General features: G+C 67.6%; 12 protein-coding genes. 3 read left to right on the forward strand and 9 right to left on the reverse strand.

What is annotated here, in order from left to right; genetic code table 11:
- Positions 1–8 precede the first annotated feature (8 nt).
- From WS68_RS12500 to WS68_RS12510, 4 genes are all read right to left on the reverse strand, one after another.
- Positions 9–488 (reverse strand): GNAT family N-acetyltransferase, encoded by a 480-nt coding sequence (locus WS68_RS12500; protein ID WP_059571112.1) that lies wholly within the window; start codon positions 486–488, stop codon positions 9–11.
- Between the two features lie 355 nt (positions 489–843).
- Positions 844–999 (reverse strand): hypothetical protein, encoded by a 156-nt coding sequence (locus WS68_RS28350; RefSeq protein ID WP_197419593.1) that lies wholly within the window; start codon positions 997–999, stop codon positions 844–846.
- A 169-nt stretch (positions 1,000–1,168) separates the two neighbouring features.
- Positions 1,169–2,647 carry a hypothetical protein gene (locus tag WS68_RS12505; protein ID WP_156429484.1) on the reverse strand — a complete coding sequence of 493 codons (1,479 nt, stop codon included), beginning with the start codon at positions 2,645–2,647 and terminating at the stop codon, positions 1,169–1,171.
- A gap of 204 nt (positions 2,648–2,851) precedes the next feature.
- A complete protein-coding gene (locus WS68_RS12510) occupies positions 2,852–3,547 on the reverse strand; it encodes an MgtC/SapB family protein (protein WP_059571244.1) in 696 nt (231 codons plus the stop codon).
- Positions 3,548–3,657: 110 nt separating this feature from the next.
- Here WS68_RS12510 and WS68_RS12515 point away from each other — a divergent pair, with 110 nt between their 5' ends.
- A complete protein-coding gene (locus WS68_RS12515) occupies positions 3,658–4,764 on the forward strand; it encodes an AGE family epimerase/isomerase (RefSeq protein WP_059571114.1) in 1,107 nt (368 codons plus the stop codon).
- A gap of 342 nt (positions 4,765–5,106) precedes the next feature.
- On the opposite strand, the gene WS68_RS12520 is transcribed toward WS68_RS12515, so the two are convergent.
- Positions 5,107–6,711, reverse strand: coding sequence for a methyl-accepting chemotaxis protein (locus WS68_RS12520; protein ID WP_059571115.1), 1,605 nt, complete (start codon positions 6,709–6,711; stop codon positions 5,107–5,109).
- Positions 6,712–6,929: 218 nt separating this feature from the next.
- On the opposite strand from WS68_RS12520, the gene WS68_RS12525 reads away from it, so the two are divergent.
- Positions 6,930–7,373, forward strand: coding sequence for a PaaI family thioesterase (locus WS68_RS12525; RefSeq protein WP_059571245.1), 444 nt, complete (start codon positions 6,930–6,932; stop codon positions 7,371–7,373).
- Positions 7,374–7,589: 216 nt separating this feature from the next.
- Here WS68_RS12525 and prpF read toward each other — a convergent pair whose 3' ends face one another.
- The 4 genes from prpF to prpB form a co-directional block, all read right to left on the reverse strand.
- Positions 7,590–8,777 (reverse strand): 2-methylaconitate cis-trans isomerase PrpF, encoded by a 1,188-nt coding sequence (prpF, locus tag WS68_RS12530; protein ID WP_059571116.1) that lies wholly within the window; start codon positions 8,775–8,777, stop codon positions 7,590–7,592.
- A 259-nt stretch (positions 8,778–9,036) separates the two neighbouring features.
- A complete protein-coding gene (gene acnD / locus WS68_RS12535; RefSeq protein WP_059571117.1) occupies positions 9,037–11,634 on the reverse strand; it encodes a Fe/S-dependent 2-methylisocitrate dehydratase AcnD in 2,598 nt (865 codons plus the stop codon).
- A 113-nt stretch (positions 11,635–11,747) separates the two neighbouring features.
- On the reverse strand, positions 11,748–12,920 hold the full coding sequence (gene prpC, locus WS68_RS12540) for a bifunctional 2-methylcitrate synthase/citrate synthase (RefSeq protein ID WP_059571118.1): 1,173 nt from the start codon (positions 12,918–12,920) through the stop codon (positions 11,748–11,750).
- Positions 12,921–12,964: 44 nt separating this feature from the next.
- Positions 12,965–13,858, reverse strand: coding sequence for a methylisocitrate lyase (gene prpB, locus WS68_RS12545; RefSeq protein WP_059571119.1), 894 nt, complete (start codon positions 13,856–13,858; stop codon positions 12,965–12,967).
- Positions 13,859–14,067: 209 nt separating this feature from the next.
- On the opposite strand from prpB, the gene prpR reads away from it, so the two are divergent.
- Positions 14,068–16,143, forward strand: a complete 2,076-nt coding sequence (gene prpR, locus WS68_RS12550) for a propionate catabolism operon regulatory protein PrpR (protein WP_059571246.1) — start codon at positions 14,068–14,070, stop codon at positions 16,141–16,143.
- Positions 16,144–16,159 lie beyond the last annotated feature (16 nt).

Genomic DNA, 16,159 nt, shown 5'->3' on the forward strand with positions numbered 1-16,159 from the left:
ATTCGGAGTTAAACCAGCGTGATCGGCTTGACGAACGTCGTCGTCATCGCGGTGAAGCCCAGCGCTCGATACAGCGCGAACGCCGCGCTGTTGTGATTGAACACCGACAGGCCGATCTCGGTCACGCGCAATCGCCGCGCGTCGTCCTCAAGCGCCTGTAGCACGCGTGTGGCCCAGCCTTGACGGCGATAAGCCGGATCGATTTCGAGATCGTAGATGAACAGCGACCGATGCGGCCCTTCGGTGAGCGCTCCATACCAGAGATAGCCAAGCGCGAGGCGGTCGCTGGGGTCGCTTAGCGTCAGCAGCGTCTGATCGTCGGTCAGCAGGCCATCGGGCAACAGCGTGTCGATGCAGGCCAGCGCGCGCGCGCCGGCTTCCTCCGCCGTGCTCTGCCCGGACGCGATCAAATCCTGCGCGTAGCCGCGCGCCGCGTGCAACCGGTACTCGCGAAATTCCGTCTGGGTCATCGGGCGCATCTCGAGCATGTCGCACCTGTTTGGACGAGCGGAAACACTACCCAGTGTAGCGGGCCAAGTGCGATCACGCGAATCGGGGATGCCGGAAGCGGATCGATCAGAAATACGGGATGCCGAGCCGATCGGACGCTCGATCCGGCGTTCATTAACGTACCGGACCGCCATGCCGTGCTCTGAGGTGAACAGATCGCGTCGGCGTGTGCGCCGGCGCGAAGCGGCGTTTATCGACGGACAGACGGTTTCATTGCACCGCGCTACGGCACGGACGCTACCGCTCATCCCGATCGAGCAGCCCTTTTCCCGGGCCGGTGTTGGCGAGCCCGGCAAAGCGCCGGGCCAACACGCGCCGTACCGCGCGGCGGCTTTAGCGACGAATCAAGCCGAATTGCGCGACTTGCGACTTGCGCTGACGCTCGGCTTCAGCGTGGCGGGCCTTGTACGAATAATCGGCATCGAGCGGCAGGTGCGGGGAGGCGAAAAGATCTTCGATCTTTTGAAGCAGCGCGAAAATGAGGCTCATATGCGGCTCCTGGCAGCGAGTGACTAGGGTTTTCCCTTAGCCATCATTCTAGGTGTTTTCCCTAGATTTGCCTAGTGCGCCGCAGCAATTACGCCACGCGATCTGCGTTTCGCGCGTGTTTTCAGATCTGCTCGTTGCAGCGTCGCAACATCGAAATCCGTCCCGCTTTTCAATGTCCGTGATACGGCCGCTTGACTGGCTTGGCCGCGCCAGCGAGATGGTTCGTCAGCCGACCGACCTGCTCGCCCTGCTCGTCCAGGCGCTGCGACAGCGTGACGAGGCTCGCCTGCTGTGACATCTGCTCGGCGACGAGCCTGTCGATCCGTTGCTGCAATGCAACGGCCTCGGTGCGCAGCCGCGAAGCCTGCATCGATTGGACGATCAGCCCGGCGATCGAAAACAGCACCATCACGCCGAGCCCAAGCAGCAGGCGATTGACGCGGCGCATCTCCGCGCCGGCCGCCCGGCGCATATCGAAGATTTCTGCCTGCAGCACTCGTAACTTGTCCGCGAGCGGGCGGATGTGCGTATCGATATCGACGCTGTCGGGGGCGGCGCAGGGCGGCGGCGTCCCCGGCAGATCGCAAGCGGTGGCCGCGGACTCACGGACGGGCGACGTCTGATCGCCGGACAGCGATGCCGATGCGGCAGCGGCGGCCGCCCGGCTTGCGCCGGCCACCTGCGGTGCGGATGCAGATGCGGTGCCGCACGCCGCGTTGCCGCTTGCCGCCCGTGATTCGGGTGACGGCATCGCGGGCTCCGGTTTGGCCGAAGCGCCCGGCGCGCGCCGCTTCGACGCGCCCGCTGCCGGCGCACCTCGTCCCGGCGATTTCGGCTCGGACTTCGCGCGCTTTGGATTGGCGCGAGGCGCCGGAGCCGTCTGCCGCCGCGCCGAGGATTCGGAGCCGGCCGCCGCAGTTTCGGTGTCGATGGCCGGACGGCCGGCATGCAACGACATGTCCGCTTCGGCGCGAGCGCCCGGTACGGCCGGATCGACGCTGGCCGATGTTCGATCGCGTTCGCCCGGCATGGCGGCGGCACGCGCGGCGTCAGCGCGTGCCGCCGCGCGTGCATCGCGGCCCGCATCGCCTGCATGCGCCGCCAAGGCTCCCGCAGCCTGCGCGGCCTGTGGATCATCGGCCGGTTCGCTGGCGGAAGCAGCGGCATGCTGCGGCGGCGTCAACGCGCGGTGGTCAAGCTCACCGCCGCTACCGGCCGCCGCTTGCGCGCTGGCGGCCGTCACGTCGCCACGCGCGCCGTCAGCCGTCCCGCCGCCATTCTTGCCATCCGCGTCGTGCGCGGGCCACTGAACCGCCGCATTGGTGTCCGCGCCGCCCGCTTCACGCGCATCGCCGGCCGGCCAATCGAAACCCTCGAAGCTGCGCTGCCGCTCGTCCACGTCGGCCATCGCCGGCTGCGCCGCCTCGCGCGCCGCCAATAATGGCTTCGCGCCGGGAAGAGCGCCGCCGAACAGATCGAGCGTGCGATCGTCGCGATCGGCGTCGCCGGGCATCGCGTCGTGCGCGGCCAGGGCCGCCGCTCGCGACGGTGCGCGGCCGTCAGCCGCCACGGCACGCGGCCGCTTCGCAGCGGACGAACGGGGCAAGCGGGAAGAGCGGATATGGGAAGAAGTTGCGGAATCGGTCATGGATCGAGCAGCAGCACGCCGCATGCGCACCGGACAAATCTGTGAACAATGTCGGGAGCCGGCATTGTCTCATGCCACGGTGCCGGCACTGCGGCGGGCCCGCCACACATGCCGAGGAAGCCGGCATCCGCCGGCGCGAGCCCCCGCATGCCGCTACGCGCCGCTCTCCAACCAGCATTCACACTGCCGGACAAGCCGCACGCATCATCCGTCCTGCAACACGCCGTGCCGCTCGCGAAAACCCTTCACGCCCGGCAATTGCCTCAACCGCTTGCAAATGCTCTCGTATTCGATGTCCGATACGCGGCTCAACGCGATCGTCACATCGTCGCGATCGGCCGAATCTCTGCTTTGCTGGACGATGAATTGCTTGACGCGCGCGCTGTCGATGCCAAGCGCATCGTGCAACGACGCGAGCGTCAACGCGCCGCGCTCGACGCTCAGCGACAGATGACGGCGCTGACGCACGGTGAGGTAGCGGCGCTCGAGCGGCTTGAGGCCCGCGAGAATGATCAGGATGATGACCGTCGCCGCGATCGCCGCCACATACAGCCCGCCGCCGACCGCCAGCCCGACGGCCGCGACCGACCATAGGCTCGCGGCCGTCGTGAGGCCACGGACGATCTCGCCGCGCAGCAGAATTGATCCTGCCCCCAGAAAACCGATCCCCGACACCACCTGGGCGGCCATCCGCGACGGATCGAGATCGACGTGCGGCCGCCCGAGCACGTCGGCAAAGCCGAACGCGGACACAATCATGATGAGCGCCGAGCCGACGCAAACGAGCATGTGCGTGCGCAGCCCCGCCGCCCACGACAGCCGCCCGCGCTCGATGCCGATGACGCTGCCCAGCCCCGCCGCGAGAATCAGCCGCATGATCAATTCGAGATTGTTCTGCATTTTCCGCTCTCCTTTTTTCGACGGCGGCCGGGCGCATGCTTTATCCTTGCCGCTCGGCCCGCCTCGGCGGCCGCCGCGTTTTTCCGTCGTCAACCGCGCCGTCATCCGCCATGCCCATATCCGATTCTGCCTCCGGGCAAGCCGCGCAATTGCGCCATCATTTCGCGCAAATCGTCTTGCCGCTCTGGCGCGGACCCGGCTTCAATCCGGCGCTGCAACTGCCGTTCGAGGCCATCGCGCCGCACACGCATGCGCCGCTGCCCGTCGCCCGGTATCGCGCGATGGCCTGCGCCCGCCAGCTCTTCGTGTTCGCGCACGCCAACGATGCGGCGCATGCGCACATGCTGTTCGCCGCATTGTGCCGCCACTTCCGCGATCCGCGCCACGGCGGCTGGTTTTACAGCGTCGACGCGCAAGGCGCGCCGCTCGAGCGGACGAAGGATCTGTATACGCACGCGTTCGTCGTGTTCGCATGCGCCGAGTACTTTGCGGCATTCGGCAACCGCGACGCACGTGACATCGCGCAACACACGGCGGCACTGATCGTCGAGCGCTTCGCGCGCCAGCGTGGCGACGCATTGCTCGACGCCGCGCGCAGCGAGGATTTCGCCGAAACGGCGGGTGCGCCGCTGCAAAATCCGCTGATGCACCTGACCGAAGGCTGGCTCGCGGCGAGCCGCGCCTTCGGCGACGCCGCATTCGACGAAGCGCTGCTGCGCACCGCGCAAGCGGTCGAGCGCGCGTTCGTCGCGCCGCGCACCGGCTGCGTCGCGGAACTGCCGCTCGGCAGTGCGGACAACCGGTTCGAGCCGGGTCATCAATTCGAATGGTTCTATCTGGTCAGCGCGGCGGGCGCCCGGCTCGCGGCCACGGGCCTGCCCGACGCGCTTGCTCGCGCGTATGCGTTCGCGCAACGGCATGGCGTCGATCCGCAGACGGGCGGCGTCTGCGCGGCGCTTGACGAGCACGGCGCATGCATCGACAGCACGCAACGGATCTGGGCGCAAACGGAGTATCTGCGCGCGCTCGCGACGCACGGCGGCAGCGGGCCGCACGCGCTTGCGCAGCAGGCCGAGCGCTTTCGCACGCGCTTCCTGCATCCGCGCGGCTGGCACGAATGCAAGACCGCGCAGGGCGACGTGTCGCGCGCGGATATGCCGTCGACCACGCCCTATCATCTCGCGACCGCTTACGCGGCGTTACCCTGGGGCGATTGACCGGGCGACCAAGGCACGGCCGACGCCCCGGACCGCGAAGGCTCCGCGCGCGCCGCCTGCCTCGGACAGCAGCGCGCCGCGCGCCTTCTGTCGCGGCATCCTGTTGCGACCGCTGATGCAGCGCGGCTCGTGGATGATCGACGGCGCGGCCGGCCAAGCGCGGCCGTCGGCGACACAACGAAGCTCCACGCACCGTCGGCCGCAAACGGGAGCACACCACGCGTTGCGTGTCATGTGCCGAAACCGCGGCAAGCGGCGGCTCGCCCGCTTGAGCCGCCGCGCAACGCACACGCGCATCGCGCCACCGCGCTTGGCCGCCGTTACTCTCCCGTTAAGCCCTCGTTACGCCGCCGCGAGCCGCGGCGGCGCCGCTTCGCCTCCCGCAACAGCCTGCGCGGCGCGCGTATCGCCCAACTCGAACACCGCGACCGATCGCTGCAACTGCTCGGTCTGCTCGTTGAGCGCGCCGCCCGCCGCGGCAACCTCCTCGACCAGCGCGGCATTCTGCTGCGTCAATTGATCCATCTGCGTAACAGCCTGATTGACCTGCTCGATCCCCGCGCTCTGCTCGACCGACGCGGCCGTGATTTCCGTCATCGTTTGCGCGACCCGCTCGATCGACGCGGACACCGTGCGCATCGCACCGCCCGCGCGCTCGACAAGCTCCGAGCCGCCATTGATCTGCGCGACCGACTCCTCGATCAGTACCTTGATTTCCTTCGCCGACTGCGCGCTGCGCTGCGCGAGCGCGCGCACCTCGCCCGCGACCACCGCGAAGCCGCGCCCCTCCTCGCCCGCGCGCGCCGCCTCGACCGCCGCGTTCAGCGCGAGGATGTTGGTCTGAAACGCGATCCCATCGATCACCGCGATGATTTCCGCGATCCGGCCCGAGCTATGCGCGATTCCGCGCATCTTGTCGATCACGTCGTCGACGATCGCTCGGCCTTCGTGGGTCGCCTGCAGCGCCTCGTCGGCGAGCGCGCTCGCCGCGCGCGCGCCGTCGCTGTTCTGCCGCACGGTCGCGGTCAACTGCTCCATGCTCGCGGCCGTCTCCTCGAGCGACGCCGCCTGGCTCGCGGTGCGCGCCGACAAATCCGCATTGCCGCTCGCGATCTCGGCCGCGCCGATATGGATCGCGTCCGACGCGCCACGCACCGCGCGCACCGTCGCCGCAACGCTCGCCTGCATCGCGGCAAGCCCCTGCATCAGCCGGTCGATCTCGTATAGGCCGCGCGGCATGACCCGCTCATCGAGCCGGCCGCGCGCGATCCGCTCGAAATGCTTGCCCGCGTCGGCCAGCGGCGCGACGATCGCGCGCCGCGCCACAACGTAGATCGCCGCCGTGCACGCGAGCATCGCGGCGAACAACGCGACGCCGACCGCGTTGAACCACGCGATGCCCGTATCGATCAGGCCGAACGCATTCTTGCTGACCTTGCCGCTGAAATCGGAGAACGTGCGCAGCTCGGTGAAATACGCATCTTGGATCGATTGCGTCGGCTGATCGAGGAACGCCTGCATGTTGTCCGTTTCGAGATATTGAATCAGTTCGTCGAGCGCGGCGCGATACTTCCGGTAGCGCTCGACAAGCGCTGCGGCGCGCGCCGTGTTCTCCGCGCCGATCGACGGCTCGGCCGTCAACGCCGCGAACGCGCGATCGGCGTTCGCAAGCTGATCGCGCACGTGGCGAAGCATGTCGGCGGGCTTCGGATCGCCGCGCACCATCCGCGTACTCGCGCGCGACAAATTCGTGCGCGCGTCGAGCATGTAATGGGTCGCCAGATTGGCGGCGTCGATTTGCCGGATCGCGACGCTGGACAGATCGTCGACGCCGCGACGCGTCGACGACAGCGCCCAAAAGCCGAGCCCGTCGATCGCCATCATGAATAGACAGAACACGACGAGCACGCCGAGCAAACCGGATGCGAGCTTGATTTTGTTGATCATGAATTTCCGTTGGAGCCAAAAAAGAAGGGAGCTGCGTCGGCTTTAGCGGCATTTCGGCGGCGGACTTGAGCAATCCGGCCCGATCCCGCGATGAATTTCTTCGCCCGATTTCCTTGCGTAATGCCCATCCCATACCTAGAGTGGAGCGCAAAGGGCGGGATAGCGGCAGCGGCCTGCCGCATCGGCCGCTCGACTCAATCGAGAGCGAAGGAGCATCGATGACCGACATCGTGGATCACGCGCGCGGCGCGTTGCGTGCGCAACCCTTCAGCATGCTGCTCGGCACCGAACTCGTGCACATCGGCGGCGACGAGGCGTCGCTGCGCCTGCCGATTCGCGAAGAACTCCGGCAGCAATACGGTTTCGTTCACGGCGGCGTCATCAGTTACCTTGCCGATAACGCGCTGACATTCGCCGGCGCGCTCGCGCTCGGGCCGCGTGTCGTGACGGGGGAATACAAGATCAATTACCTGCGCCCGGCCGTCAACGGCACGCTGATTGCGCGCGCGAAGCTGGTTTACCGGGGACGGAATCAAGCGACCTGCCAGTGTCACGTGTTCGTGATAGACGGCGACCACGAGCGGCTCGTCGCGGTCGCGCAGGGGACGATCAATCGGGTCGGGGATGGGCGGGAGGCGGGGGCGGTGGAGGAGAATGCGTAGTGGCGGCCCGCTCGCGGCTGGGCCGGCGTGTGCCGGGAAAACGGCATGACGCCGACGCGCGAGGCTTCGTGAATCGCCGCGATTTGCCGCGATCCGTCAAGTAAATGGAATGACTCAGGAATGCCGCACTAGCGCGCGGCGAGCCTCTTGGTGCCACGTTTGCCCTATCTATCCATCCACACCACCGAACCGCGCCGGCACAGCCTAACCGCGCGATCAATCCCCCGGCACCCGCACCCACCCCTCCATCAACACCCGCGCGCTGCGGCTCATGATCGCCTTGGTCACCACCCATTCGCCGTTTTCCTGCTGCGCCTGCGCGCCGACGCGCAGCGTGCCCGACGGATGCCCGAAGCGCACCGCCTGGCGCTCGCCGCCGCCTGCCGCCAGATTGACGAGCGTGCCCGGAATCGCCGCCGCGGTGCCGATCGCGACCGCCGCCGTGCCCATCATCGCGTGATGCAGCTTGCCCATCGACAGCGCGCGCACGAGCAAATCGATCTCCGCCGCCGCGACGCGCTTGCCGCTCGACGCAACATAATCGGCCGGCTTCGCGACGAACGCGACCTTCGGCGTATGCTGGCGCGTCGCGATTTCGTCTAGCGTCTTAATGAGCCCCATGCGCAGCGCGCCGTGCGCGCGAATCGTCTCGAATTTCGCGAGCGCGGCGGCGTCGCCGTTGATCGCGTCCTGCAACTCGGTGCCGGTGTAGCCGATCGCGGCCGCGTCGACGAAGATCGTAGGAATGCCCGCATTGATCAGCGTCGCCTTCAGCGTGCCGACGCCCGGCACCTCAAGATCGTCGACGACATGGCCGGTCGGGAACATCGCGCCGCCGCCGTCGCCGTCTTCGTCGGCGGCCGGGTCGACGAACTCGAGCTGTACCTCGGCGGCCGGGAACGTCACGCCGTCAAGCTCGAAATCGCCCGTTTCCTGCACCGCGCCGTTGGACACCGGCACATGCGCGACGATCGTCTTGCCGATGTTCGCCTGCCAGATCCGCACCGTCGCGATACCGTCACGCGGCACGCGCGCCGCATCGACGAGCCCGCCGCTGATCGCGAACGGCCCGACCGCCGCCGACAGGTTGCCGCAATTGCCGCTCCAGTCGACGAACGGCTTGTCGATCGACACCTGCCCGAACAGGTAATCGACATCGTGATCGGGCCGCGTGCTCTTCGACACGATCACCGTCTTGCTGGTGGACGACGTCGCGCCGCCCATCCCGTCGATCTGCTTGCCGTATGGATCGGGGCTGCCGATCACGCGCAGCAGCAGCGCGTCGCGCGCGGCGCCCGGCACGCGCGCGGCCTGCGGCAGATCGTCGAGGCGAAAGAACACGCCCTTGCTGGTGCCGCCTCGCATGTACGTCGCGGCAATCCGGATTTGAGGGAGGTGAGCCATAGATATCCGTGTAGGTCCGATATAACGGGAATGGTGTCGAGCGGCCGGTGCGCGCTGCGCCGCCGGCCGTTCTGCTTCGTCATGCCGCCGCATGCCGGGCCGGCGCGGCGTGACCCGGCCCGGCGGTCCGCTGATGCGCGCCACCGCGGCAGAGGAACGGCCGGGCCGAGCGCACCCGGCCGCCCCCTAACGCCCTATGCTGCCGCACCGCCACGCCGCCCGCCGAGTCAAACCACGCGGCCCGGCGCGCGCCGCGCGTTCAAGCCGCCTTCGACGATTCGAGGAAATCCTGCGCGAAACGCTGCAGCACGCCGCCCGCTTCGTAGATCGACACTTCCTCGGCGGTATCGAGCCGGCACGTCACGGGCGTCTCGACACGTTCGCCGTTCTTGCGGTGAATCACGAGCGTCAGCGTTGCGCGCGGCGTGCGCTCGCCGATCACGTCGAACGTCTCGGTGCCGTCGATGCCGAGCGTCAGGCGGTTCGTGCCCGGCTTGAACTCGAGCGGCAGCACGCCCATGCCGATCAGGTTCGTGCGGTGAATCCGCTCGAACCCCTCGGCGACGATCGCCTCGACACCCGCGAGCCGCACGCCCTTGGCCGCCCAGTCGCGCGACGAGCCTTGCCCATAATCCGCGCCCGCGATCACGACGAGCGGCTGCTTGCGCGCCATATACGTCTCGATCGCCTCCCACATCCGCGTGATGCGGCCTTCGGGTTCGATCCGCGCAAGCGACCCCGGCTTCACGTTGCCCGCCTCGTCGCGCACCATTTCGTTTTTCAGCGTCGGATTCGCGAACGTCGCGCGCTGCGCGGTCAGGTGATCGCCGCGATGCGTCGCATACGAATTGAAGTCTTCCTCCGGCACGCCCATCTTCGCAAGATACTCGCCCGCCGCACTGGTCGGCAGGATCGCATTCGACGGCGACAGATGATCGGTCGTGATGTTGTCGCCGAGCACGGCCAGCGCACGCATGCCGTTGAGCGTGCGCTCGCCCGCGAGCGCGCCTTCCCAGTATGGCGGGCGGCGAATGTACGTGCTCCGCGGCCGCCAGTCGTACAGCGGCGCAGCCCGCTCGCCTGCGTGGGCGGGGCGCGCGAACATCGGTTCGTAGACCTGGCGGAATTGCTCGGGCTTCACGCTCGACGCAACGATCGCGTCGATTTCGTCGTCGCTCGGCCAGATGTCCTTCAACGTCACCGGCTTGCCATGCTGATCCACGCCGAGCGCGTCCTTCTCGATATCGAAGCGGATCGTGCCCGCGATCGCATACGCGACGACGAGCGGCGGCGACGCGAGAAACGCCTGCTTCGCATACGGATGAATGCGGCCGTCGAAGTTGCGGTTGCCCGACAGCACGGCGGTCGCATACAAATCGCGCTCGACGATTTCCTGCTGGATCTTCGGATCGAGCGCGCCCGACATCCCGTTGCACGTCGTGCATGCGAACGCGACGATGCCGAAACCCAGCTTCTCCAGCTCCGGCAGCAGGTTCGCCTCGTTCAGATACAGCTCCACCGCCTTCGAGCCCGGCGCAAGCGAGCTCTTCACCCACGGCTTGCGCGCGAGGCCCCGCGCATTCGCGTTGCGCGCGAGCAGGCCCGCGGCGATCACGTTGCGCGGGTTACTGGTGTTCGTGCAGCTTGTAATGGCAGCGATGATCACCGCGCCGTCCGGCATCTCGCCCGCCTTCTGTTCCCACTTGCCGGCAATACCCCGCGCGGCGAGATCGGACGTCGGCAACCGCTTGTGCGGATTCGACGGGCCGGCCATGTTGCGCACGACCGACGACAGATCGAACGTCAGCGTGCGCTCGTACTGCGCGTGTTGCAGCGTATCGGCCCACAGACCCGCCTGCTTCGCATAGGTTTCGACGAGTTTGACCTGCTCGTCGCTGCGCCCCGTCAGGCGCAGATAATCGATCGTCTGCCCGTCGATGAAGAACATCGCGGCCGTCGCGCCGTATTCGGGCGCCATGTTCGAGATCGTCGCGCGATCACCGAGCGTGAGGCTCGCCGCGCCGTCGCCGCGAAATTCCAGATACGCGCCGACCACCTTCTCGCGGCGCAGGAACTCGGTCAGCGCGAGCACGATGTCGGTCGCGGTGATGCCGGGCTGCCGCCTGCCGGTCAGCTCGACGCCGACGATATCCGGCAGCCGCATCCACGACGCGCGGCCGAGCATCACGTTCTCCGCCTCCAGCCCGCCCACGCCGATCGCGATCACGCCGAGCGCATCGACGTGCGGCGTGTGGCTATCGGTGCCGACGCAGGTGTCCGGATACGCGACGCCGTCGTGCAGCTGAATCACGGGCGACATTTTCTCCAGATTGATCTGGTGCATGATGCCGTTGCCGGGCGGAATCACATCGACGTTCTCGAACGCGCGCTTGGTCCAGTCGATGAAATGGAAACGATCTTCGTTGCGGCGATCCTCGATCGCGCGGTTCTTCGCGAACGCGTGCGGATCGAAGCCGCCGCATTCGACCGCAAGCGAATGATCGACGATCAATTGCACGGGCACGACCGGATTGACCTTCGCCGGATCGCCGCCGCGTTCGGCAATTGCGTCGCGCAGGCCCGCGAGATCGACGAGCGCGGTCTGGCCGAGAATGTCGTGGCAAACGACGCGCGCCGGATACCACGGAAAATCGCGCTCGCGCTTGCGCTCGACGAGCTGGCGCAGCGAATCATCGAGGATCGCCGGATCACAGCGCCGCACGAGGTTTTCGGCGAGCACGCGCGACGTGTAGGGCAGCGTGTCGTAAGCGCCCGGGCGGATCGCGTCGACGGCGGCGCGCGCGTCGAAGAAATCGACCGACGCACCGGGCAGGGGTTTGCGGTAAGCAGTATTCATGGCGTGGGGACACACAAGTAACGATCGGCGCCCGGCGGCAACGCTGCCGCGCGGGCAAACGCGCCGGCGAACGCGCGGCGCGGGCATCGCGCCCTGGCGCCGCGCCGGCCCGCTCAGCGTTTCTCGATCGGCACGAATTTCAGGTTTTCCGGGCCGGTGTAGTTCGCGCTCGGTCGGATGATCTTGTTGTCGATCCGCTGCTCGATGATATGCGCGCTCCAGCCGGACGTGCGCGCGATCACGAACAGCGGCGTGAACATCGCGGTCGGCACGCCCATCATCCGGTATGACACGGCGCTGAACCAGTCGAGGTTCGGGAACATCTTCTTCGCGTCCCACATCACCGATTCGAGCCGCTCGGCGATGTTGAACAGCTTCATGTCGCCCGCCTCCTTCGACAGCTTGCGCGCGATCTCCTTGATCACCTTGTTGCGCGGATCGGAGATCGTGTAGACCGGGTGGCCGAAGCCGATCACCACTTCCTTGTTCTCGACGCGGCGGCGAATATCGGCCTCTGCTTCGTCGGGCGTGCGGTAGCGGCTTTGAATCTCGTAGGCGACTTCGTTCGCGCCGCCGTGTTTCGGCCCGCGCAGCGCGCCGATCGCGCCGGTGATCGCAGAATAAATGTCCGAGCCCGTACCGGCGATCACGCGGCCGGTGAACGTCGACGCGTTGAATTCATGCTCCGCGTACAAGATCAGCGACGCGTGCATCGCCGCCACCCACGATTTCGACGGCTCCTTGCCGTGCAGCAGATGCAGAAAGTGGCCGCCGATCGAATCGTCGTCGGTTTCGGTCTCGATCCGGCGGCCGTTGTGCGAATAGTGATACCAGTACAGCAGCATCGAGCCGAGCGATGCCATCAGCCGGTCCGCGATATCGCGCGCGCCCGGCAGATTGTGATCGTCCTTCTCGGGCAGCACGGTGCCGAGCACCGACACGCCGGTGCGCATCACGTCCATCGGATGCGCGGACGCGGGCACCCATTCGAGCGCGGCCTTCACGTTCGCCGGCAGCCCGCGCAGCGCGCGCAGCTTGGTCTTGTACGCGGCGAGTTCGGTCGCGTTCGGCAGCGTCTCATGCACGAGCAGGTGTGCAATTTCCTCGAATTCGCTCGAGCCGGCGATATCGAGAATGTCGTATCCGCGGTAATGCAGGTCGTTGCCAGTCTTGCCGACCGTGCACAGCGCGGTGTTGCCCGCCGCAACGCCCGACAGCGCGACCGATTTCTTCGGCTTGAAACCGCCCGCCGCGCTCGTTGCCGTTGCTTCTTTCGTCTCGCTCATTGTTCGTTCTCCTGGGGTTCGAATCCTTGAATCCGGGGGCCGCTTCAGTTGCGGCCTTCGCTGAAGAGCCGGTCGAGCTTCTCTTCGTATGCGTAATAGCCGAGATAATCGTAGAGTTCCGCGCGCGTTTGCATCGTCGGCACCGCGGCTTTTTGCGTGCCGTCGCGGCGCACCGTTTCATAGAAGTTCAGCGCGGCCTTGTTCATCGCGCGGTAGGCGCCACAGCAATAAAGCGCGATGTCGACGTTCGCGCTCTTGAGTTCGTCCGTCGTGAAGAACGGCGTCGAGCCGAACTCGGTCAGGTTCGCGAGAATCGGCACCTTGACGGCCGCCTTGAAACGCCGGTAATCGTCGAGCGTCTTCATCGCCTCGGGGAAGATCATGTCCGCGCCCGCCTCGACATAGGCAACCGCGCGCTCGATCGCCGAATCGAGCCCCTCGGCCGCGGCCGCGTCGGTGCGCGCCATGATGACGAAGCCGTCGTCGGTGCGTGCGTCGACGGCCGCCTTGATCCGATCGACCATCTCGCCGGCCGGCACGCATTCCTTGCCGGGCCGGTGGCCGCAGCGCTTCTGCCCGACCTGATCCTCCAGATGCACGGCCGCGACGCCCGCCTTGATGAACGAGCGGATCGTGCGCGCGATATTGAACGCGCCGCCCCAGCCCGTATCGATATCGACGAGCAGCGGCAGGCTGGTCGCGTTGGTGATCCGGTTCGCGTCGATCAGCACGTCGTCCATCGTGCTGATGCCCAGATCGGGAATGCCCAGCGAATTCGCGGCAACGCCGCCGCCCGACAGATAAACCGCCTTGAAACCGACCGCCTCGGCCATCTTCGCGGCATACGCGGTGATCGCGCCGACCACTTGCAGCGGCTGCTCGGCCGCGACGGCCGCGCGGAACTTCGCGCCCGCGCTGGTAGGTTGTGGGTTGCTCATCGACTCCTCCTGAAAGATGGCCGCTATTCAGCAAAGACTGGGCCAGCTTACCCGCCTCGCGCTAACGTGCTGATTCTGCACTCATTCCCGGTTCGGCGCTCGACGCCGATGATTTCAGTTTCGAAATCAAAATTCCATATTTGCAATCATCGCGCGATAATGGCACGGTCTTCACTTCGTCCGGCGCGCCCGAGCGCCGCCCCGCCCCGATGAGCCTCTTTGCGACCGACACGGGCGTGCGCCCGCGCATCTGGGCAGTCGGCATCAGCCGGCTGCGCGCGCTGTTTCGCGACATCGCCGACGAGTACGACGAACGCGCCGACCTGCGCATCGTCGCGCGCGGCTACGAGGAAGCAATCACCGCGCTCGCGACCGCAGGCGCCGAGCGGCCCGACGCGATCGTCGCCGCGGGCTCGAACGGCACATATCTGAAAACGCGCGTGCGCGTGCCCGTCGTGCTCGTCAATCCGACCGGCTTCGATGTGATGCACGCGCTCGCCCGCGCACGACGCGACGCGGCCCGCATCGCGTTCGTCAGCCACGGCGACGCACCGGCCGAGGTGCGCAGCCTCGCCGCCGCGTATGAGCTCGACGTTGCGTTCGCGTCGTACCAGACCGCGCACGAAGCGCGCCTGCGCGTGCTTGAGCTGCGCGAGCGCGGCATCGAGACGGTGGTGGGGCCGGGGCTCGTCACCGATCTCGCCGCGAGCGTCGGAATGGGCGCGGTGTTTCTGTACTCGCACGCGTCAGTGCGCGCGGCCGTGGACACCGCGCTCGAAGTCGCGCACGCCACGCACAGCGAAGCGCTGCGCCGCCAGCGGCTCGACAATCTGCTCCAGCATCTGCGCGACGGCGTCGTCGCGCTCGACGGCGACGGGCGCGTGGAGGCGATCAACGAGCGGCTCGCGAGCGCGCTCGGCGTCGAACCGGCGGCCGCCGTCGGCCGCGCGCTGTCCGAACTCACGCCTGAGCTGCGCACGCTGCGCGCGGCCGACGGCGACACGCTCGCGACCGTGCGCGGCGTGCGCTACGTGGTTCATCGCGGGCCGCTAGCGACCGGCATCGGCGGCCGCGCGCCCGGCAGCGTGCTGACGTTCCAGGAATCGCGCGCGGTGGAGCGGCTCGACCGCACCCTGCGCACGCAGCAGCACGGCCGGCAGTTCACCGCGCGCTACCGGCTCGACGATATCGTCGGCGCGTCGCGCGAAATCGCGCGCGCGCGCGACCTCGCACGCCGCTACGCGAAATCGGACGCGACCGTGCTGATCCTCGGCGAAAGCGGCACCGGCAAGGAGATGATCGCGCAGAGCCTGCATGCGCTATCCGCGCGCCGCAAATATCCGTTCGTCGCGGTAAATTGCGGCGCGTTTCCGGAGGCGCTGCTCGAAAGCGAGCTGTTCGGCTACGACGAAGGCGCGTTCACGGGCGCGCGGCGCGGCGGCAAGGCGGGGCTTTTCGAGGCCGCGCATCGCGGCACGCTGTTTCTCGATGAAATCGGCGAAATGCCGCCGTCGCTGCAAAGCCGGCTGCTGCGCGTGCTGCAGGAGCGCGAAGTGGTGCGCGTGGGGTCGACCGAACCGGTGCCGATCGACATCCGCGTCGTCGCGGCAACGCATCGGCCGCTGCTTGCCGCAGTCGAGGCGGGCACGTTCCGCGCCGATCTGTACTACCGGCTGAACATCCTGAATATCGGGCTGCCGCCGCTGCGCGAGCGCGCGAGCGACATTCCCGCGCTCGCCGCGACGCTGCTCGCCCAGGCCGCGCAGCGCGAACCGCGCATCGGCGGGCAGCTGCGCGATGCCGAAGATGCCGCGCGCGCGCTCGCGCCGGCGAACGACGCGTTGATGCGTCACCAGTGGCCGGGCAACGTGCGCGAGCTGCAAAACGTGATCGAGCGGATTGCGGTGGAACTGGCCGATGCAGGCGGCGCCGACGCAGACTGGCGCGTCAGCCCCGACACGTTGCGCGCGATCGCGCCGGAAGTGCTGTCGGGCACACGGAGCACGCCGGACGATTGCGCAGCGCCGAAAACCAACGCCACGGCCGCGATCCGCACCGCCGATGCACACGACAACGACCTCGGCGAAGCCGTCGGCTTCCGCGCAGCGCCGCCTTTAACGCTCACGCAACGCCGCCGCCGCGCGGAAGCCGACGAAATCCGCGCGGTACTCGACGCGTGCGGCGGCGACCGCGACCGCGCTTGCGCGATGCTCGGCATCAGCAAGACGACGCTGTGGCGCAAGCTTTCGGCACAATCCGGCCGCAAGGACCGACAACCCCGGTAGCGCACCGCAGGCCAAC

The organism is Burkholderia sp. TSV86, assembly GCF_001522865.1.
Taxonomy (GTDB): Bacteria; Pseudomonadota; Gammaproteobacteria; order Burkholderiales; family Burkholderiaceae; genus Burkholderia.